This is a genomic window from Vibrio sp. S457-15 (assembly GCF_000960545.1).
GTDB classification, from domain to species: Bacteria; Pseudomonadota; Gammaproteobacteria; order Enterobacterales; family Vibrionaceae; genus Vibrio; species Vibrio parahaemolyticus.
In genome coordinates this window covers 41,586-62,413 of sequence record NZ_JYOQ01000065.1, presented here as the reverse complement: position 1 = coordinate 62,413, position 20,828 = coordinate 41,586, and the positions used below count along the sequence as shown (strand labels likewise).

Annotated in this window: 18 protein-coding genes; 5 read left to right on the top strand and 13 right to left on the bottom strand. The window is 46.3% G+C overall.

The annotated features are described in order from the left end of the window. Nucleotides 1-86: 86 nt before the first annotated feature. Nucleotides 87-362, bottom strand: a complete 276-nt coding sequence (locus UF05_RS07960) for a nitrogenase-stabilizing/protective protein NifW (protein ID WP_025554548.1) — start codon at nucleotides 360-362, stop codon at nucleotides 87-89. 241 nt (nucleotides 363-603) lie between these two features. Between UF05_RS07960 and UF05_RS07955 the strand changes: the two genes are divergently transcribed. Then, nucleotides 604-2,454, top strand: a complete 1,851-nt coding sequence (locus UF05_RS07955; protein ID WP_045545996.1) for an acyltransferase family protein — start codon at nucleotides 604-606, stop codon at nucleotides 2,452-2,454. A 78-nt stretch (nucleotides 2,455-2,532) separates the two neighbouring features. Here UF05_RS07955 and UF05_RS07950 read toward each other — a convergent pair whose 3' ends face one another. The 4 genes from UF05_RS07950 to UF05_RS07935 form a co-directional block, all read right to left on the bottom strand. Continuing rightward, nucleotides 2,533-3,003 carry an RES family NAD+ phosphorylase gene (locus tag UF05_RS07950; RefSeq protein ID WP_005454240.1) on the bottom strand — a complete coding sequence of 157 codons (471 nt, stop codon included), beginning with the start codon at nucleotides 3,001-3,003 and terminating at the stop codon, nucleotides 2,533-2,535. A gap of 1 nt (nucleotide 3,004) precedes the next feature. Then, nucleotides 3,005-3,457, bottom strand: coding sequence for a type II RES/Xre toxin-antitoxin system antitoxin (parS, locus tag UF05_RS07945; protein WP_005454082.1), 453 nt, complete (start codon nucleotides 3,455-3,457; stop codon nucleotides 3,005-3,007). 161 nt (nucleotides 3,458-3,618) lie between these two features. Further along, nucleotides 3,619-5,793, bottom strand: coding sequence for a catalase/peroxidase HPI (gene katG / locus UF05_RS07940; protein WP_017447628.1), 2,175 nt, complete (start codon nucleotides 5,791-5,793; stop codon nucleotides 3,619-3,621). Nucleotides 5,794-5,986: 193 nt separating this feature from the next. After that, the gene (locus UF05_RS07935) at nucleotides 5,987-7,528 is read right to left on the bottom strand and encodes a glutamate synthase-related protein (RefSeq protein WP_024702908.1); all 1,542 of its coding nucleotides are present in this window, start codon (nucleotides 7,526-7,528) and stop codon (nucleotides 5,987-5,989) included. Between the two features lie 157 nt (nucleotides 7,529-7,685). Here UF05_RS07935 and UF05_RS07930 point away from each other — a divergent pair, with 157 nt between their 5' ends. Then, nucleotides 7,686-8,165 (top strand): aminoacyl-tRNA deacylase, encoded by a 480-nt coding sequence (locus tag UF05_RS07930; RefSeq protein ID WP_005486498.1) that lies wholly within the window; start codon nucleotides 7,686-7,688, stop codon nucleotides 8,163-8,165. 77 nt (nucleotides 8,166-8,242) lie between these two features. Here UF05_RS07930 and UF05_RS07925 read toward each other — a convergent pair whose 3' ends face one another. Further along, nucleotides 8,243-8,920, bottom strand: coding sequence for a response regulator (locus UF05_RS07925; protein WP_005395226.1), 678 nt, complete (start codon nucleotides 8,918-8,920; stop codon nucleotides 8,243-8,245). Further along, nucleotides 8,917-10,491, bottom strand: a complete 1,575-nt coding sequence (locus UF05_RS07920; RefSeq protein ID WP_082063982.1) for an ATP-binding protein — start codon at nucleotides 10,489-10,491, stop codon at nucleotides 8,917-8,919. The genes UF05_RS07925 and UF05_RS07920 overlap by 4 nt, the downstream gene beginning before the upstream one ends. 273 nt (nucleotides 10,492-10,764) lie before the next feature. On the opposite strand from UF05_RS07920, the gene UF05_RS07915 reads away from it, so the two are divergent. Next, on the top strand, nucleotides 10,765-12,168 hold the full coding sequence (locus UF05_RS07915) for an anion permease (RefSeq protein WP_017447632.1): 1,404 nt from the start codon (nucleotides 10,765-10,767) through the stop codon (nucleotides 12,166-12,168). Nucleotides 12,169-12,235: 67 nt separating this feature from the next. Here the strand turns inward: UF05_RS07915 and UF05_RS07910 are convergent, their stop codons facing one another. The 4 genes from UF05_RS07910 to UF05_RS07895 form a co-directional block, all read right to left on the bottom strand. Then, nucleotides 12,236-13,648, bottom strand: coding sequence for a coniferyl aldehyde dehydrogenase (locus UF05_RS07910; RefSeq protein ID WP_045545995.1), 1,413 nt, complete (start codon nucleotides 13,646-13,648; stop codon nucleotides 12,236-12,238). 125 nt (nucleotides 13,649-13,773) lie between these two features. Next, on the bottom strand, nucleotides 13,774-14,346 hold the full coding sequence (locus UF05_RS07905; RefSeq protein WP_045545994.1) for a GNAT family N-acetyltransferase: 573 nt from the start codon (nucleotides 14,344-14,346) through the stop codon (nucleotides 13,774-13,776). A 5-nt stretch (nucleotides 14,347-14,351) separates the two neighbouring features. Then, complete coding sequence (locus UF05_RS07900; RefSeq protein WP_229652870.1) at nucleotides 14,352-14,660, bottom strand: GNAT family N-acetyltransferase; 309 nt, start codon at nucleotides 14,658-14,660, stop codon at nucleotides 14,352-14,354. A 195-nt stretch (nucleotides 14,661-14,855) separates the two neighbouring features. Then, a complete protein-coding gene (locus tag UF05_RS07895; protein ID WP_015313152.1) occupies nucleotides 14,856-15,314 on the bottom strand; it encodes an NUDIX hydrolase in 459 nt (152 codons plus the stop codon). A 183-nt stretch (nucleotides 15,315-15,497) separates the two neighbouring features. On the opposite strand from UF05_RS07895, the gene UF05_RS07890 reads away from it, so the two are divergent. Beyond that, a complete protein-coding gene (locus tag UF05_RS07890) occupies nucleotides 15,498-16,403 on the top strand; it encodes a DMT family transporter (RefSeq protein ID WP_025535266.1) in 906 nt (301 codons plus the stop codon). An 83-nt stretch (nucleotides 16,404-16,486) separates the two neighbouring features. On the opposite strand, the gene UF05_RS07885 is transcribed toward UF05_RS07890, so the two are convergent. Next, a complete protein-coding gene (locus UF05_RS07885; RefSeq protein WP_005454078.1) occupies nucleotides 16,487-16,801 on the bottom strand; it encodes a DMT family transporter in 315 nt (104 codons plus the stop codon). Nucleotides 16,802-16,955: 154 nt separating this feature from the next. Beyond that, complete coding sequence (locus UF05_RS07880) at nucleotides 16,956-19,061, bottom strand: M4 family metallopeptidase (protein ID WP_045545992.1); 2,106 nt, start codon at nucleotides 19,059-19,061, stop codon at nucleotides 16,956-16,958. A 350-nt stretch (nucleotides 19,062-19,411) separates the two neighbouring features. Here UF05_RS07880 and UF05_RS07875 point away from each other — a divergent pair, with 350 nt between their 5' ends. Continuing rightward, the gene (locus UF05_RS07875; RefSeq protein ID WP_045545991.1) at nucleotides 19,412-20,779 is read left to right on the top strand and encodes an endonuclease/exonuclease/phosphatase family protein; all 1,368 of its coding nucleotides are present in this window, start codon (nucleotides 19,412-19,414) and stop codon (nucleotides 20,777-20,779) included. Nucleotides 20,780-20,828: the final 49 nt, after the last annotated feature.

Genomic DNA, 20,828 nt, shown 5'->3' with positions numbered 1-20,828 from the left:
CAAACCAACAGCTAACCCAAAAGAACCTTGCTCTTCCCCCTGTGACGCCAAGATGCAGGGTTCTTTTTTAGGCAAGCCACCAAGAATTAACGTCTTTGACAAGATGTACAACCTCGACACGCAGAGCGCGTCGTTTTACTTAGTAAACTGCGTTGTACTTTACAGTAGGCGTTTTTGAGTGCGCGGCGGCATGAAAACCAATCATCCGGTTTAGTGAGGATTAAGTAGCCGTTAAACCTCTTAACCAATTCGGTTCGATTGTTTTCGATAAATCGGCTATCAAACTCGATTTCGAAGTAATCCAACGCTTCTTCGATACAAGTAAAGCTGGCAATTTTTTCCTGAATCGTATTCTCTGTCATTGTTTCTTTAGCGTTATCATTTTCAATGAAGTCTAAGAGCCTCGCGCTTTACGTTCTTTGATTTAGCGCTTCTTAACATCACTCTTTCTGGGATTTCCATATTGAAATTCAATTTGGGAATTCGTTATTTCCCCCAGCCTTTTCATTTTGACAATCAATTTAAGGTACTGATTTAAAGCAATATTATTTCTGGTTCATATTTTGCTCTACTTCGTTAAACGGAATGTTGGAGGGACACAATATGACTTACAGAGCGGAAGTAGACGGATTAAGGGCGATTGCTGTCACGTTAGTGATTTTGTTTCATGCAGGAGTTGAGCAATTCGCTGGTGGCTTTATTGGCGTCGACGTATTTTTTGTTATCAGCGGCTATTTGATCACCACCATCGTGATTAACGATTTGGAAAACCAGAAGTTCAGCCTCGGTGATTTTTATGAGCGACGCATTCGCCGCATACTTCCCCTGCTACTGGTGGTGATTGCCGTCAGCTATTTGATGTCTTGGTGGCTATTTTTGCCACAAGCACACAAAGACGTTGGTCAGTTCGCAGTGTCTTCTATTCTTTCTTCATCCAACATTCTTCTGTATTTAAAAGGCCACAATTACTTCGGTTTAGAAGATCAAGCCAATCCGCTATTTCACACCTGGAGCTTGGGCGTTGAAGAACAATACTACATTGTCATTCCTTTGCTACTCATGCTACTCGCTCGTGGCAAAAACGCGTTTTACCTGACTTTTTTCATCGCGGTATTTGCGCTGAGTTTGATGACTATTGTTTATGCGAGCAACGATCCTGATTTCGCCTTCTACATGATCTTTTCTCGTGCTTGGGAGCTGGCAACCGGTTCATTACTCGCATTAGTAATGAGAAAAAACCAAGTTCAATCCAACGATACGCTGGCAACCATTGGCATCGTTTTGATATTGGCCTCTGCACTTTTGTTTGAAAAATCGCAATATGGCGCGGGTATCACTTTGCTGGTGCCAGTCATCGGTAGCGCGTTAGTGATTTTGTTTGCCTCAAAAGACAATGTCTGCGGTAGATTACTGAGCCTAAAATGGGTCGTGTTCGTCGGCTTAATCAGCTACAGCTTGTACTTGTGGCATATTCCGCTATTTGTGTTTTACCGCTACATGCTGGATGCAACTCAAGACGTCAATATCTCGCTTTACATTGCCGCTCTTTTTGTACTGTCTTACTTCACTTGGCGCTTTGTTGAAAAGCCGTTCCGCAGCCGCAAAGCCATGAGCATGCGCACTGTGTCTACGGTTGTTGTGGTGTTGACGTTACCCTTGCTGACGTTCGGCGTTATTGGTCATCAAAACGGTGGTTTTCCAGAAAGAAGTGCATTTTTCGAGGCTATGCGCGTTAACAACGGTTACGGTTTAGATTGCAACGGCAACACCGACGTTAACGATGTGTGCTCGTCTGCGCCGCAGCCTACCATCGCTGTGTTAGGTAATAGTCACAGCATGGTTTACGTAAAGCGTCTGTCCGAAGTCACACCAACTGGCGTGGTGCAACTTACTCAAGATTCCTGTGCGGTCGGTTATGTCGACATCCTCGAAGCTGCTGGCTCAATGTCTTGCCGACAGTTCTTCAAACAGGCAGTCGATACCATTTTGCGTACCCCTTCTATTCGTCGCGTCGTTATCTCTTCCAACTTCAATAAAGAGCTTTCACAAGCAGATTATGAGGCATCATTAACTGGATTGTTGAATGAACTGGAAGGGAAAGAAGTGGTCGTTTTCGGCCCAACGCCTTCTGCACCGTTTGCGGTAGGAGAATGCCTTTGGAAAGCGCGTTTGTTTGGCGAGCAGGAAGAGTCTGTATGCGATTTCTCCCCCAAGCGACATCACCCTCAAAACGTGGCGAAGTTAGTGAACTACTTTGATCAATTTGAGCACGTTGAGTTTGTCGACTTGACCGATGCCATTTGCAGAAATGGTGTATGTCGAATGAAAGTTGGTGCGAACAACGCCATGTATACCGATGACAGCCATTTATCTTACAAAGGTGCTGAGTTGGTGCTGGGGCATTACCACAACGGTACGAATGAAGCTCAACAGTTCACTTACGACCGACAATAACCAAGGAATTAGCTTTATGCTTCAGCGCTTATCTCAGGTAAGCGCTGAATATTTTAGAGCAAGAGAAAACCAACGCCTCTATTTGAAAATGCGCGGGTCAAACGCGAAATCAAGCTTTTCAGCTTTCTTGATGATCTCTTTCATTTTGGGATGATTTGGGTTCACCACGTAGTTTTTATCACGAGGTGAAATCGTTGAAGGCACTTGCAGCGCGGCAAACTCAGGATGAGGATCATTGAGAAACTGATCACCAATGTATTGCGTAGACTCGCTCGCCGGTATTGCTCGCCACGTCACTGGGAGATCTTCTTCATCTAAGGTGGCGATGAGGTATTCTGGCATTTCAATACGATATAAATCGTACAACTTGGTGATGGCAGGATCGTTGTTTACGTGAACAAACACTTCCAACGAGCAAAGGGATTCCGATTCAGAGAAGTAGAGGGCTTCGGTTCCTTTTGAGTTCCATCGCCCTCCAAATAACTTTGCGCCAATGGGGCTAAACGGCGTGTCAGCAAATTTCTTTTGTGTGAGACGATAGAGCTTCATATTACGAGAATACCCCGTGCTCTAAACGGCCGATCAAATCTTTCACGATTTCAAAATCCACCGTGGTCGAGACCATGTCTAGCGGCCTTTTTCCACCTAAGCCGTAAACATTCTCTTTCATCCATTCGAGCGCGCGTTCTTCGTTGTCAAACAGCTCTGTCGCGAGTTTTAATAACATCGCTAATCGATAAATCGCATCACTTTCTTGCGTATTGAAGCGTTCATCGTTTTTTAGACGACGCTTGATTGTGCTGACAGGTATCAATGTGACGTTTTGAAACTCATTTTGAGATAGCTTCACACGCTCAACAATATTGCGATACACCTTAGGCTCAAAACCTTTGTGAACCGCATCAGTGCGGCCTGTCTCGGCGTCTTCAATACCCAACATAAACCAGAAATTGGCTTTATGAGGTTGTTTAGGTTTGAAGCTTTTTAATGCTGCAGTTGCCATATCAAGCCCCTTTAGTTCATATGGTCTGGCAATTATAGCTCAAATGAGCTTAACTTTCAAACAAAGTAAAAAGCCACGTAAAGAAAAAGGCGAGCATTGCGCCCGCCTCTCTTACTTATTCACAACTTTGTTTACGCATCTATCGACGAACATCGTTTCACTTATTGCAAGTCAAAACGATCCGCGTTCATGACTTTCGTCCATGCAGCGACGAAATCATGGATGAATTTTTCCTGATTATCATCTTGCGCATACACTTCCGCGTACGAACGTAGAATCGAGTTTGAACCAAAGACAAGATCCACTCGAGTCGCCGTCCATTTCACTTGGTCTGTTTTACGATCACGAATTTCGTATTGGTTCTCACCTGTTGGCTTCCATGTGTAAGCCATATCGGTGAGGTTTACGAAGAAATCGTTCGATAACGTACCCACGCGGTCGGTAAAGACGCCATCTTTACTGCCACCGTAGTTGCTACCCAGAACGCGTAAACCACCAATCAGTACCGTCATTTCTGGTGCTGTCAAACCCATAAGCTGCGCTCGGTCGAGCAACAACTCTTCCGGCTTCACCACATAGTCTTTCTTCAACCAATTTCGGAAACCGTCAGCCACAGGTTCAAGCACTTCGAACGATTCCACATCCGTCATATCTTGAGAAGCATCGCCTCTACCTGGTGCGAAAGGCACAGACACATCATGACCCGCCGCTCGCGCAGCCAGTTCAATACCTACGTTACCAGCAAGCACGATAGCATCAGCAACGCTACAGCCCTCTTCTGCTGCGATGCTTTCTAGCACAGCAAGAACACGACTTAGACGCTCAGGCTCGTTACCTTGCCAATCTTTTTGCGGAGCCAAACGAATTCTCGCGCCATTTGCGCCGCCACGTCGGTCAGAGCCACGATAAGTACGGGCACTGTCCCAAGCGGTGGCGACCAAATCAGCGATAGACAAGCCGCTCGCTTCGATTTTGCCTTTCACAAGATCGACGTTGTAGTCCGTTTTGCCTGCTGGCGTTGGGTCTTGCCAAATCAGATCTTCGCTAGGTACATCTGGGCCTAGGTAGCACGATTTTGGTCCCATATCACGGTGAGTCAGTTTGAACCACGCACGAGCAAACATATCTTCAAAGTATGCAGGGTCTTGTTGGAAACGCTCTGAAATTTTGCGATATTCAGGGTCCATTTTGAGTGCCATATCGGCATCGGTCATGATTGGATTATAGCGCTTAGAGCCATCTTCTACATCAACAGGCTTGTCTTGTTCTTCAATGTCGATAGGCTCCCATTGCCAAGCGCCAGCAGGGCTCTTCTTCAGTTCCCAATCGTATTTGAAGAGCAAATAGAAATAACCGTTATCCCATTGAGTCGGATGCGTTGTCCAAGCCCCTTCCAAACCGCTTGTTACCGTGTCACGACCAATACCACGAGTCTTGTGGTTCATCCAACCAAGGCCTTGTTCATGCACGTCAGCGCCTTCTGGATCTGGACCAAGGTTGGCAGCATCACCGTTACCGTGACATTTACCCACGGTATGACCACCAGCCGTTAGTGCAACAGTTTCCTCATCGTTCATTGCCATACGCGCAAATGTCACTCGCATGTCTTGCGCCGTTTTCAATGGATCTGGGTTGCCATCCACCCCTTCTGGGTTCACATAGATCAAGCCCATCATTACTGCTGCAAGTGGGTTCTCTAAATCACGCTCTCCGGAGTAACGGCTGTTTTTCGCGCCACTTGGCGCAAGCCACTCTTGCTCAGAACCCCAATAGGTGTCTTTTTCTGGATGCCAAATATCTTCGCGACCAAAACCAAAGCCAAAGGTTTTAAAGCCCATCGATTCATAAGCCATGTTACCTGCGAGAATAATCAGGTCGGCCCAGCTTAATTTGTTGCCGTACTTTCTCTTGATCGGCCAAAGAAGTCGGCGTGCTTTGTCTAGGTTGGCGTTATCAGGCCAAGAGTTGAGAGGGGCAAAGCGTTGGTTACCGGTTGCGGCACCACCACGTCCGTCTGCGATACGATAGCTACCAGCCGCGTGCCATGCCATACGAATCATCAAACCGCCGTAGTGTCCCCAGTCTGCTGGCCACCAATCTTGGCTGTTTGTCATTAGATCTTTTAAGTCTTGCTTGAGTGCGTCGACGTCCAGTTTTTTAAGTTCTTCTTTGTAATTAAAATCTGGACCAAATGGATTCGTTTTGGAGTCGTGCTGATGCAGGATGTCTAAGTTTAAGGCATTCGGCCACCAATCCATCACCGACTTGTCTGTAGATGTTTGTCCACCATGCATAACTGGACATTTACCTACTGAACCGCCGTTTGTATTGCTCATATTGTACTCCTTTATTTTGTAGCCTCCTTGGCTACTCATTCTCTACTCAATGCGAAAAACATTGAATACCTGACCAAAACAGCGTAGTCCACTTGACGCTAGAAAGAAGTCTTTTTCTTCAAAATTTGCACGCTGTTTACAAGCTTTTACTGTTACCAAACATGTACATATATGCGTTTTATATGGATTCAGATCAGATTGGATTTACCCCTGAATACTTAACGCCAGACAATCTCGCCATGTTTTGATCCCACGTCGCTAAATCCCGAACATTGAATTGGCTGAGTGAATGATGACCGCACGCCCTTGCCATCACTTGCATGAGCTCAACCGATGATTCAAAGAAGTTTTTCAGTTGTTGAGACGATTTTTCAATATCGAGACGCTGCCTCAAATCGGCATTTTGCGTCGCAATGCCTGCCGGACAGTTATTGGTGTTGCAGATGCGAGCTGCGACACAACCAATTGATTGCATCGCGCTATTCGCTATCGCCACGCCGTCTGCACCGAGCGCTAACGCTTTGACAAAATCCATAGGAACGCGAAGTCCACCAGTGATGATTAACGTGACACGGTCACTTGCACCTTTTTCATCTAAGTATTTACGTGCGCGGGCTAACGCAGGAATGGTCGGTACGCTAATGTGATCACGGAACATGGTTGGTGCCGCGCCCGTGCCACCACCACGGCCATCGAGAATGATGTAATCGGCACTCGCATCGAGCGCAAACTGGATGTCTTGCTCAATATGGTTAGCACTCAATTTAAAGCCAATCGGAATACCGCCAGTAATGCCACGAACTCTGTCGGCAAACTTTCTGAAATCGTGAGTAGTATGAAGATCGGTAAAGGTTGGTGGCGATATTGCAGGTTGCCCTTCAGGAATGCCCCTCACCTGAGAGATCTTACCAACGTTTTTGTTGGCAGGAAGATGGCCTCCTGTCCCCGTTTTCGCACCTTGTCCGCCTTTAAAGTGAAATGCTTGAACCTTTAGGAGCTTGGATTCGTCGTAGCCAAACTTCGCACTGGCTAGCTCATAAAAATACCGCGAATTAGCAGCTTGCTCTTCTGGTAACATGCCGCCCTCCCCAGAGCAAATCCCAGTTCCAGCTAACTCCGCACCTTTTGCCAGCGCGATTTTCGCTTCTTCCGAAAGCGCACCAAAACTCATGTCCGACACCAATAAAGGAATAGCGAGCTTGAGCGGCTTACGTGCGTTTGGCCCCACAATCAACTCGGTAGACACGGGAACGTCTTCCAACAGCGGTTGTGTCGCCATTTGCGCCACCATGATTTGTATTGCATCCCAATGTGGTAACAAGTGCCTAGGCACGCCCATTGCAGCCATCGGCCCATGATGACCGAGCTTAGAGAGCCCTTCTCTGGCAAGTTGGTGAATAAACTCTAGAGTTGGCTCCTCTTGAGTATTGGCAGCGGCGAGCTTTTCACTTTTCTCTCGTTTTTGATCGGGGCCTTCTTTGCCCACTTGCTCGGCGGTAAATCGTTTATGCGTACCGTCGCAAAAAGGCGCATTGGCGGTGTGCTTGCACTGGCAGAGATAAGCATCTTCATCTTTTTCCGCAGTAAAGCTCATTGGCTTCATCCCAGTTCCAGAATGCGAGCCGTCACAATAAGGTTGCTTTTTTGATCGCCCACAACGGCAAAAATAGTATTCTTGCCCGGCCTTCAATTCGACTTTGATCGGCTTGTTATCGGCGATGATTGGCTTGCTCATGTTGCCCCCTAGTTATTGTTTTTCACCATGCTTTGTCGCTGGCTTTCAAATAAGCGTAGAACAGGAGCCAAAGAGCGTCAGTGCAAGCGGAGTAAAATGCGCGATTGCGACCGTCCTCTCCTATACTCTTTATGGGTCTCATACACGTGGAGGCTATATGACGATTGCAACCCGATTAGATGAATATTTGACTGAGCATAACATTCACTTTCAAACCGTGAATCACAGCCACAGTCATAGCTCGCTACAAAGTGGTGTTGCCGCAGGTGTGCCTTTAATGAATATCGCAAAAGGTGTGATTCTTGAGGATCATGAAGGGCGTCATATGATGGCGGTCTTACCTGCCAACAACAAAATCAGTTTGTCGAGATTAAACGACGAATTTAACGCCACCTTCCACTTGGTGAAAGAGCGCATGGTTTATCGACTCTTCACCGATTGCGAACACGGCGCTATTCCGCCAATTGGTAGCCCTTACCACATGTCGACAGTTTGCGATGAAAGGTTAGCAAATTTGGAACATGTCTATCTCGAAGCCGGCGATCATGAAACTCTGATTAAGCTGGATAGAAAGGCATTTAAAGATTTGATGAACGACTGCAAATACTTAAGATTCAGCAGTGAAGTTCTGCATTAAACTTGCCAAAATATGTCGACATTTCGTGAAAAAGGCTCTTTCAACAAGAGCCTTTCTTTGTGCTTTATCTCAAACACTTAGCTTTCTGAAACTAACTTATTGCGATAAACCCGAGTCGGTCGCCCTACTTTCCCGTGTTCTAAAAATGCCACCAACTCACCTTGTTCAACGGCTTTATCCAAATAACGACGCGCCGTGCTCTTACTGATGGTTAAGCTTTCCGACACACTCAATGCGGTGTGCTCGACATGCACATGCGTAAACAGATCCACCACCTGACGGAACATAAAAGGATCTAAACCAGCCAAATCCGTTGGCGTGCCTTTTCCAAGATGGAACAAGTCATCAAGCTGCGATTGTCGAAAACTCTCTTGGCTACGCATATGGTTTTTGACCTTTGCGAAACGGAGCAAGCTTTCGGTTAGTCTTGAGTAATCAACGGGCTTGACGAGGTAATCAAATGCGCCGAAACGATGAGCTTTTTGAACCGTAGATGCGTCATTGGCCGCCGTGACCAAAATGCATTCTGGTTTCTGGTCGCTCTCTAACCATTGATAAACCAGCTCGACACCTTGCCCGTCTGGCAAGTAGTTGTCGACGATGACCAAATCCGGCTTAGTATGCGTAACTAGCTGCTGGGCAATGTGAATACTGCCGGCAATACCGACGACTTGATATTGTTCCACTTGCTCAATGAAATGGTGATGAAGCTCTGCAATGTTGGGATCATCTTCCACTATGACTACTTTTATCATCCTAACTCCTTGGGGAAATAGATCGTAAACGCGGTTTCTTGCTCGTCACTGTCCAACTCCATATGCCCATTGCCTTGCTCAACGATGGAACGTACAAGGTACATGCCTACTCCATGATCGGCTTTGTTTTGCTTAGTGGTAAAGCCCAATTCGCACAACACATCAAATTCACTCTCGATCAGCGGGCCATTGTTCGAAACCTGAATAGTGTACTCACAAGCCGACTCTGAAATACCGATGTGTACGTGACCGTTCTCTTGTCCTTTCACCGCTTCCAAAGCGTTTTGAGCTAAATTGCCAATCAACCCACACAATTGTTCTTCTGACAAACGGCGAGACAGCGCGCTCAAATCACTTTGGCAGTCAATGCTCAGTGCTACACCCAGTTCGTTGGCTTTGCTCGCCTTTGCCAAAATCAAGGCTGACAAGGCCGGTCTGCTATTGAGCGCATGTAGCGAATCCAGTTGTGATTGACTGGCTTTCGCTTGCGACAAACAAACTGAAAGCGCGTTATCGTAAGCCCCCATTTGTAAGAGGCCCGAGATAGTCGAAAGCTTATTTTGATACTCGTGACGCGCAACGCGCATGTTCTCCATGTACTGTGTCACCTGACTGATTTTCTCCGAGAGTACGTGCATCTCATTTTGGTCACGCAAGCTAAACACCGCGCCATAAGGTTCACCTGTCGACGTACGAAGCGTAACTCGGTTCATCACCAAGTTTTTGCCATTCACGCGAATCAATCCATTAATGTAATCGTCACCTTTCAGCGAAAAACTTTCTGGGTTATCTATCCCGTCGGTAAATACGTTGCCAAGCTCTTGATGATAGTTGAGCATAGCGCGTGCGGAATCATTAATAAGATACAAATTTCCCTCGGAGTTTATCGCGACCAATCCTTCATACGTCGCTTGCAGCACGCCTTGATGCGTTTTTAATGCCTGCTTAAGCTGCCAAGGTTCTAACTCTTGCATTTGAGTTCGAACATAGCGAGAAAACTTCCAAGACAACCAAATACAAATAGCGACGGCAATGATTCCGAACGATATCAAGGGCAATAACCGTTCGCTTGTCCAGAGATCCAAAGTATCAATCAAATAGCCAACTTTGATCATGCCAATCACATCGCCTTCATTGGAAAAAATGGGAGATATGTAACGAACCGATGGCCCTAAAGATCCCACGCCATAAGAAAGGTAGGACTCACCGTTTTCCAGCGCTCTTTCAATGTCACCTCCCAATACAGGCAGACCAACGCGTTCAGCGACAGGATGTGCTAGGCGAATTCCTGCGCGATCACTCACAGTGATAAAGTCCGCATCACTCACCGCCTGAACCGCATTGATGATTTCTGACGTTTTGCTTGCGCTACCAGACCCAACAGCGGCAATAAGGCTAGACAATTGCGAGAGCTGCTGCGACTGAACTTGAGCACGCAGGCTGATTTGATGAGTGAGGATGTCGTCCAACTGATGAGCACTGTAACTCCACCAACTCAACATGCCCAATAGCATTACACCACTGAGCAATACGGCCAGTTGTTTAGTAAAAGAAAAGGAAGCAAACGGCACGATAGGATTCCAAGAGATGACTTGCCCTAAGCTTACCGCAATTACTTATTCGACTTAGGGGCTCTCACCATGAATTTTGACGCGGATCTCAGTGGTGATTTTTATGACTTTTATTAATTTAATGCGTTTATTCTCAATTATTTTTCAAACAGATTTTGTCGTGACATGCAAATTGATAAAGAGCTCAAGTACGTCGTTGATGAAATTGATTTCTCTCAGTTTTTTGCCATTTCCAAACCCTATGATGAAGAAAAATAACTTGGAGATGGATGTATGAATAGTTCCCAAATGAAAATGCTCCTACTGGTCGCGATAGGCTGCATCTTATGGTTTATCCCAACCCCGGAAGGACTCACCGATCAAGCTTGGCAAATGATGGCGATTTTCGTCACCACCGTACTAAGCTTGATCCTCGCCCCACTTCCTCTTGGCGCGATGGCCTTGATGGGCTTGACGCTCGCTACACTGCTTGGCGTACTGCCAATCAAAACCGCACTGACTGGCTTCGCGCACCCAACGATTTGGATGATTGCAGCTGCGTTCTTTATCTCTCGCGGTTTTATTACCACCGGCTTTGGTCGACGCGTCGGATACTGGTTTATCTCTAAACTTGGTCACAATTCATTAGGGCTTGCTTACGGCTTAGTGTTGACTGATTTGCTGTTTGCACCTGCAACCCCAAGTACCACAGCACGTTGTGGCGGTATTATTTCTCCGCTATTTCGCTCGGTTGCGAGTGCTTATGATTCCGACCCAGAAAAAGGCACTGAGAACCGAATCGGCGCATTTTTGGTGCAATGTATCTTCCAATGTAACGCGATTACATGTGCGATGTTCCTGACCTCTATGGCAGGTAACCCACTCGCCGCTAACTTCGCAAAAGAACAAGGCGTTGAAATTACATGGGCTGGCTGGGCAACCGCGGCGATCGTCCCTGGTTTGTTGTGTTTGTTCCTCATCCCACTCGTGATGTACATGGTGTTTCCACCAGAGCTGAAGAAGACACCAGAAATGCGTGAAATTGCGCGTCAAAAGCTGGCTGAAATGGGCAAAATGACGCGTGACGAGCTGATGGTTTGTATCACTTTTATCGGTATGGTTTCACTTTGGGTATTGGGCCCAACATTAGGCATTCATGCAACGGTTACGGCTTTACTAGGGTTAGTTTTCTTGCTTCTCACTCACACCATCACATGGGACGCCGTTCTTGGCGAAAAAGAAGCATGGCACACCATAACTTGGTTCGCTGTATTGGTAATGATGGCTGCGCAACTCAACAAACTCGGATTCATCAGCTGGTTCAGCGAGTCTATGGCCGAATCACTGTCCGGCTTTGGCTGGGTGACAACCATCGTCGTGCTTCTTTTGGTTTACTACTACAGCCACTATTTGATGGCTAGTGCAATGGCACACATCAGTGCGATGTACTCCGCGTTCTTGGCAATTGCGATCTCTGCTGGCGCGCCTCCGATGCTTGCTGCGATTGTTCTTGGTATTTTCAGTAACTTGTATATGTCGACCACGCATTACTCGTCTGGCCCTGCGCCAATCTTGTTTGGTGCTGGTTTCCATACTCTGCAAAACTGGTGGAAAATCGGTTTTATCTTCTCACTCATCGTCATTCCAATCTTTGTTTTTGTTGGCGGTGCGTGGTGGAAGCTTCTCGGCCTTTGGTAATCCGCAGTTTAGAACGCATAGAAACCAAAAAACCGCCCGTTTGGGCGGTTTTTTATCAATCCAATTACTATCGAACAAAAATCTTTTGAATCGCTTTTATCGCCATTGCTCTGCGACGCATTAAAGCCCCCGTCCTTGGCAGCCATTTCGGCGTGTGGAGTACGGTTTTCGCATGGCTAAAGGTTCTGAATCCTTCCACTCCGTGATAATGACCAATGCCCGATTGCCCAATGCCACCGAAAGGTGCATCTTCAGCGCCAACGTGTAATACCGTATCGTTAATGCCGACTCCGCCACTGTGTGTGTTGTGCACGATATGTTTGATGGTCGATTTGTCGTCCGACATAACATACAGCGCAAGTGGTCGCTGGTGATGATTAATGTAGTCAATCGCTTCTTCTAAGCTTTTGTATGGCTTGATGGGCAGAAGTGGCCCAAAAATTTCCTCTTGCATGATTCGCATATCCGCTGACACGTTTGTGACCAAATGAGGGTACAAAAGCCTTTCCTGTTGAGGTGACGCTTCAACGGTATGGAGATTTGCGCCTTGGGTTTTGGCATCCTCAAGCAGCGCAGTCAAACGCTCATACTGTCGTTGGTTGATAATATGGGTCAGCTTTTGATTCTTGTTGGATTTCAAATAGAGTTTTTCAAAACGTTTTAAGAACTGCGTGATGAACTCTTCGACGCGTTCTTGCGGTACAAACGCGTAATCAGGCGCCACACAAATTTGGCCCGCATTGATGCATTTACCAAACAAAATTGCATCAACGGTTTTCTTCATGTCTGCATCTTCTGCGATGATCACCGGAGATTTCCCACCCAGTTCTAACGTCACTGGAGTCAAATTTTCTGCCGCTGCTTTTGCCACAGCGCGGCCAACATTTGTCGAGCCAGTAAACAAGAGATGATCGAATGGCAGTTGGCTGAATGCTTGTGCAACGTCTGCTTCACCTTCAAATACTTCGACATATTCCGACAGCTCGCGACAAATATTGACGATGACTCTATTGGTTTTGGGCGTAAATTCGCTGAGCTTCATCATCACACGGTTGCCTGCGGCCAAAGCAGTCACTAAAGGCGCAAGGCTCAAAATGACAGGAAAGTTCCACGGCGAAATGATCCCGACAACGCCGAGTGGCTGATATTGAACGGTCACTTTCGACGGAGCAAGCAACAGGCCTGATTCACGTTTACTAGGTTTGCACCATTTTTTTAGCCGCTTGAGGGTGTAATTGATGTGCGAGACCGTCGGCAAAACGTCGGTCATTGCGGTATCAAATTCTGAACGATAGCCAAAATCGTCACTCAGCGCTTCCACTAATGCTTGTTTGTTCACGATAAGCGCTTGTTTTAGCATAATAAGGCGCTGCTTACGTTCATCCAAACTAGGATAAGGTTCGGCAGCATACGCCGCTTTTAAGCGGTCGAGGCTTTGCTGTAACGAGTTGTCCACTTCAACCTCTGCGATTGCGTTCATGATGCTTCTCCTAGCCTAGTTTCGATCAATGACGCTCCAAATTAACACGAGCGCAACAATGTTACTATTGTAGCGCTCGCGAAATTAGAGTTCGGACTCTGATTAAAATATCGGTGGGTTTGGAGCTAAGTCAGACGCAATTCATAAATGCCTAATCGTTGAGAGCGGTCAAGCGTCTCGAACTCGTGATCAACGTATTCTTTTAATGTGGCACCAGCACGCTCAGCAATATTGATACTGGCAATGTTATCTTCCATACAGTGGAATTGGATGAACTGCGCATGCCCTTTCTGTTTTAAAAAAGGAATCAGAACCGCAAGCACTTGGTCAATCACTCGGTGTCCTCGCCCATTGTTCGCCAACCAATAGCCAATCTCAGTAACGTGTGTGTGCGAATCCACACCCTTGATGCCAATAACACCCGTAAACTGCTCATCAAAATAAATCGCGCACCAGTGGGCATCTAACGCTTTGCTGTTCACGCGCTGAGAGATGTAGTTCACTGCTTCTCTGCGGTTGGTCACAAAGTCCGTCCAAGGTAAATAGCCAGATAGGCTGTTTCGATACGTGTTCACCACTTCCAGTAAAACCGTCGCATGCTTGGTGGTTAGAGGCTCAATAGAGACCCTTTCCGAGACGGAAAAGCGCGCTTGCGAGCCATTCCCTTGATAGTCGTATGGATACATCGAATCTCCCATTCACATCATCCTTTAGCAAAGCGCTGCAATGCATCTCCCGCCAGTCGATAGATCTTCCATTCATCTTGAGGCTCTGCACCGATTGACTGATAGAAATCGATGGCAGGTTGGTTCCAATCCAATACAGCCCATTCAAAACGGCCACAACCACGATCAACGGCAATATTCGCCAAATGCTTTAACAACGCTTTCCCAGCACCAACATTTCGGTACTCAGAAGAAACATATAGATCTTCCAAGTAGAGTCCGTTCTTTCCAAGCCATGTTGAGTAGTTAAAAAAGTAGACGGCGAATCCTATCGGTTCTTCGTTCACATAACAAATCACTGCGTGTGTCGTCGAATCTTCGCCGAAAATCGCTCGATCAACGTCTTCGACGCTGGCTTTAACTTCATGTTCTAAATGCTCGTAACGAGCTAACTCTTTAACAAATCTTAAGATGGTTGCAGAATCCTGCTTTTTGTGCTGCTCGCACAGAAATTTTATGAGTCACGTCCTTGTAGCCCTTTCCTAGCTGTTTTGCTCGATCAATGTATACGGTGTCAGCGACTCCACATCAACATAGTATTGCCAAACATGATCATAGAGATGATGTTGATTGGCAAACGGCGTAAGCTGCTTTGCTTCTTCCAGCGAACACCAGCGATATTCCGTGTGTTCTTCATTAAGCACCACAGGTTGGTTTGGCGGACAAAATAACACAAAGCATGGGATGACCAAGATTCGGTTCTCCTTCGCTTCGTAGAACTGTTCTAAAAAGTCCGCCTTATGTAACTCAACATCGTCAATCTGCGTCTCTTCTTTTAGCTCTCTCAGAATGGTTTGCCATCCTGTTTCACCAGCCTCTACACCACCAGCCACATGGCACCAATACCCGCCTTTAACGCGTTTGAGTAACAGAATTTTATCTACGCCATCAATTCGAGAGATGACAACGCCAGAGACATGCGTCGCTTGTATTGGGATCATGTATGCTCCTTAAATATCTAGATATTTCCTAGATGCGCTCCATGCGCGAAAGAAAGATAGGTTGATTGAGAACCCACAGTCTACCGCTTATTCTTTCTCTCGGCAGAGATGTTTGAATGCCGCCGATCATTTTGTCTGTTGAGTATGCTAAAGTGCGATCTGTCGCAACAAATGAGCAGTAAAATGTCTAATTCACTCAACGCTATGGTTCCCATTGGTGTGCGCTTTATGGTGCTCTCCGCTTTCGGGTTCGCGCTAATGTCGGCCACGGTAAAGCATGTCAGTCTTCATGGTATCCCTGTCTTTGAAATCGTTGCAGCAAGAGCACTCGTTTCTTTAGTGATCAGTTATTTAGATGTGAAACGAAAACGAATCTCTGTTTGGGGCAACAACAAACCACTACTCTTAGCGCGTGGCGCGGTGGGCACCTTCGCGCTGATGTGTGTTTACTATTCGGTGACCACGTTACCTTTGGCAGAAGCAACCATCTTCCAATACATTCATCCGGTATTTACGGCGCTGCTCGCTGTCATTTTTTTGAAAGAACGAATTCAGCCCACAACCTTCATTTGTATTGCGCTATGTTTGCTCGGTGTCTACGTCATGGTTCGACCAGAAACCGGCGTAGAATCTGCACAAACACTTCCGATGTTCAGTGTAATGATTGCTATTTTAGGTGCTTTTGGTAGCTCTATTGCTTATGTCATTGTAAGAAAGCTCAGCCAAACCGAAGACAGCTCGGTGATCATTTTCTACTTCCCACTTGTGGCGCTACCAACGTCCATCCTGTTTATGGGAGATAACTTTGTCATGCCAGATCTTTACCTGACGTGTATGTTGGTATTGGTCGGCGTGTTCACTCAAATTGGTCAACTTGGGCTGACTAAGGCGATGCAAACTCAACAAGCAGGTAAAGCATCAGCCTACTCTTACGTGCAGATTGTCTTTTCGGTACTGTTAGGCATTGTGTTCTTTGGCGAGCTTCCATCACTATGGACATACATTGGCGGCGCGTTAATTGTAGCGGGCGCATTGATCAATGTGTTCGGCCATCATTTACGGTTGCCTTTTATTAAGCGCAGTGCTTAACGCTTCCATACCAAACGGGCAAGATATTTAAATGCAACAAAGCCAGAGTCGACTCTGGCTTTTCTTTTATGTTTAACCCGGCGTTAAGCAGAGATTTTTAACCCTGCAATACCTGCCACAATCATCAATAAACTCAGTGCTTTAATTAGCGTTGCTGGCTCATTGAACAAGTAGATACCGACGATTGCCGTGCCTATTGCACCAATGCCAACCCAGACGCCATAAGCGATGCCTAAAGGTAAGGTTCTTAACGCGATACCAAGCAGCCAAAAGCTCAACAACATAAAAACGATGGTGAACGCCGAAGCGCCAAATTTGGTAAACCCTTGTGAATATTTAAGACCGACAGCCCATGCGATTTCACACAAGCCCGCAATGAAGAGAATTCCCCAAGCCATGTCATATTTCCCAACGAGATTGGGGTCGTCCCCGAGAAAAGATAGAGCGGTGAGGTCGTCCTCACTTCTGTGTGGCCCTCGAGTATAATCAAAAATTCGTAAGAGAAAAATAAGGCTCTGAGAATTTCAGAGCCTTAGGAAATATGCTTAGTCGCTATGGTTTGAGAATGACAAAAGTTTGCCCATCACTCAGCGTGAAGCTTACCGAACCAGTTTTTTTATCAATACCCGATTTACTACACTCGCTATCATTGCCACATGAATCACTAGGGTTGTTGTTCCACACGCCACCAAGCAATCCTGAGCCCATGACAATCGCCGTCCACGTTTTGCCATTGTTGATGGATTGTGTTGTCACACCGCCAGAAGGTGGTGGGGCTTCTTGTTCTGTATAACTCGCGGTTACACTCACGTTACTGATACCGCTATACGCGTAAACCCCAATATGCCACGTCCCTTCACTTGGCGTAGCAAAACTGCACACTTCGTTACTATTCGAGCTGATAGAGCGACAATCGTAGTTTGACAAACTTGGCGCACTGCCCAACTTAACGTAGAGGTCGGCATCCCCATTTGAACCTGCGGTCGTGATGGTTAAGTCTGAACCGTTTGCTGGCACATCAATAGTGAAGCAGTGCCACTGCCCTGTCGAAGCAGATTCGATATTGCTTGATGTCCCATTACTCAACGACACAGCATCACAAGCGCTTGAAGGTGGTTCAACTACACCACCATCCGTCGACACGCCAACTTGGGCAAAAGCCGCCGTCACATCACTCGCAGGTAAGCTTAAATCTTGCGCCGCCGCCAATACACCAGCAGCAGCTGAATCAAACGTCGCGCTTGGTGTCCAATAGTTTTGGTTCGCGTGGGCAAATACCTTGAAGGTATTTTCAGTGCCCCAATCATAATCGACGGCTAACAGATAAAACGCCTTGTTAAACAAACCACTAGAGTAATGAACATCCATACCACTGACATATTGAGACGCGTGGTCAATCGAGCGTCCGTCTAACGGAGGGTTGTCCATGTAACGTAATGCGCCAGTTGGAGACTTACGAATATCAAATCCGACTTTCCAATCGTTTGAACCTCGGGAATAGAACTCTGCTGCTTCGCCAGCCATATCCGAAAACGCTTCATTAATACCGCCAGATTGACCTGAATAAATCAGGTTAGAATTTTGCTCTGTAAACCCGTGGCTGACCTCATGCGCGGAGACATCCAAACTCACTAACGGATAGAAGTAACTCGCTCCGTCGCCGAATGTCATACTCGATCCATTCCAGAAGGCATTTTCATATCGCTTGCGGTAATGGACTCGCATTTGCAGCTGAAACGTCAAGGGAGCAGTATTCAACCAATCTTTGTACATGTCGTATACCACTTTGCCAAAGTAGTGCGCATCGTTTAATGGGCTGTACGCGCCATTGATCTCTTTGACCGTATTCGTTGGACAAGTAAAGGTGTGAACACTACCTGAAGTTCGGCCATCTAGGTTGATGGTTTGGACGATATTAGGCGTATCCATGATACAAGTGCTCCCCGACTGCTGAACAAGTAGCGGGTCGTATTCCTTACCATACTCATAGAAACCAATCTTTTGATTGCCTCCCGGGCCATCTGCTTCTGCATGAGCTAATCCTTCATACTGCAACAGCACTTCACCTGATTTAGCATCCACGAGATAAGTTGGTCTAGTGGGGTTTACCGCTTGTTCAGAATCGGCAAAAAACTGGATCTCATAGGCTAAATGCGCAACGTCTTTGTCATCGATATAAATACGCAATCCCTGTTGTTGATCTTCGATGTGATAGCCAACATCCAAATACGGCTTTTGTACTTTGCTTCTTATTCTTTCAAGGCTGAGCTGAGGAGTCGTGTTAGAAACGTCTTGCTCGATATCATGAACTAACGTACCGCCAAAGCGTTTGATTTTCCCTTGTTTATCCCGGTGTAAAACGATCTGTTTCCCCCAGATCGGAATTCCTTTGTAGGTTTGTTGATACCGGACGTGGACATCACCATTTTTGTCTTGGTTGGCTTTAAGCTTTTGAACATTATTGTCCGGCTTTAATCCAAGCGCTTTGGCGACATTTTGGGTCGCGGCAAGGTTTTGCTTTTCGAGAGAAACCACACGTCCATGATTTGGCTCTAATCGCTCCAACTGAGCGGCAGAGAGAGAAGGTGAAACAAGAAGTGGTGACACCAACACCAAGCCAACTGCGAGCTTGCGCTGATATTTTGATCCTAGATCCATCGGTAAGTCCCCTATTTTGCACAAATAGCAAAGCCAAACTGACAGATTTTATGCGCCGAATAATCCCTTAACAGGACGTTAGGCTTATTGATCTCATTCTGTTCATTGAGTCTAGCACAGGAATTTATAGACCTTATGGATGAGTTTATGGCAATTCAACGCTCTCAACACATGCTTTTAACAATTTGCATATAACCTTTTGATGTTGAAACTGTCGCATTTATTGCACAAATCACACAAAAATTGATTGTATATGTAATTATGCAAACGTTTGTGTGACCCATATCGCTTACAAATATTACTGATGTTATTAATATTTGCCCGAATCAATTATAAGGTATGACGTACCCATGAAAACAATTAAAACTTCTCTCGCTCTCCTTATCGGTGCCGCTTTACTGACTGGCTGCAATGACGACGACACGAAATACGTAAACGTTCAGCCAACTGAAGTAAAGATTGCCACCTACAACCTCTCTTTTGACCGCGCGACCTTCGAAGCTTTAGTAAATGAAATGCAAATTGAACCAGCGCAGCAAGCTGCATTGGTTACAGCCTATTTAGACGGCTCCATCGCAGCTGAAAACAAAACCACTGCGGAAAAAGTCATTCAAATTCGCAACGTTGCTGCGATCATTCAAAAGAATCGCCCTGATGTACTGATGATGGCGGAATACAACAACGACGGAACAGGCGAAGACAAAGCAGCCCTTGAAGGCTTCCAAAAGAACTACCTGTCTGTTGCACAAAGTCTCGATGGCGCGGGCGGAGAAGCAAACCTCGAACCTATCGAATACCCTTACGCGGAGTCTTACTCTACCAACACAGGTTTGTTGAGCGATTTTGACCTCGACAACAACGGCACTGCCGGCCAAATACCGGGGGATGCATGGGGCTTTGGCATGTACCACGGCCAATACGCCTTTGCCCTAATGTCTAAGTACAAAATTGATACGGCAAATACACGAACCTTCCAAGAGTTTAAATGGAAAGATTTAGAAGGCGCGAAAATCCCAACCATTACTATCTGTGACGGCTCACAAAAAATTCCAGACAACATGAAGTGTGGCGATGAGTGGTACTCTGCAGAGGAATGGGCTCAAGTACGCCTCTCTTCTAAAAACCACGTAGATGCACCAATTATCATCCCGACCAGCAATGGTAATGAGGTTGTTCATCTTCTGATGTCGCACCCTACACCACCAGTTTTCGATCCTGGTAAAAACCAAGCGCAAAACGCAGCGGAAGTGGAATTTTGGCACCATTACATCCAAGGAAAAGAATTTTTCTACGACGATGCAGGTAAACAAGGTGGCTTGGCGAACGGTGCTAAATTCGTCATGATGGGCGACCAAAACCTCGATCCAGTTGCTGGCGATGGTATTAGCTCTGTCATGCAAGATCTGCATAGTGATCCGCTGGTTAACCAAGACGTGATGAACGGCAACCTGTACCCAACAAGCTTTGGCGCAGCTGAACACGCCGTTGAAAAGAGCTCAACTCACCCATACCCGAACCGTATCACTTCAACATTTGGTTTAGGTGTAGACTACGCCTTGCCTTCTGCAAACTTAAACGTGGTTGATTCCGGCGTTTACTGGTCTGCATCTTATGAAGAAGGTCGTAAACTGTTTAACGATTCGCGCATCGGCAAATACGGTAATGGTAAAGATGTTTCATCTGACCACCGCATGATCTGGATTAAAGCGCAGTTCTAAGTAACTTCATAAACAACAAAGCCTCGGACATTTCCGAGGCTTTTTTCAT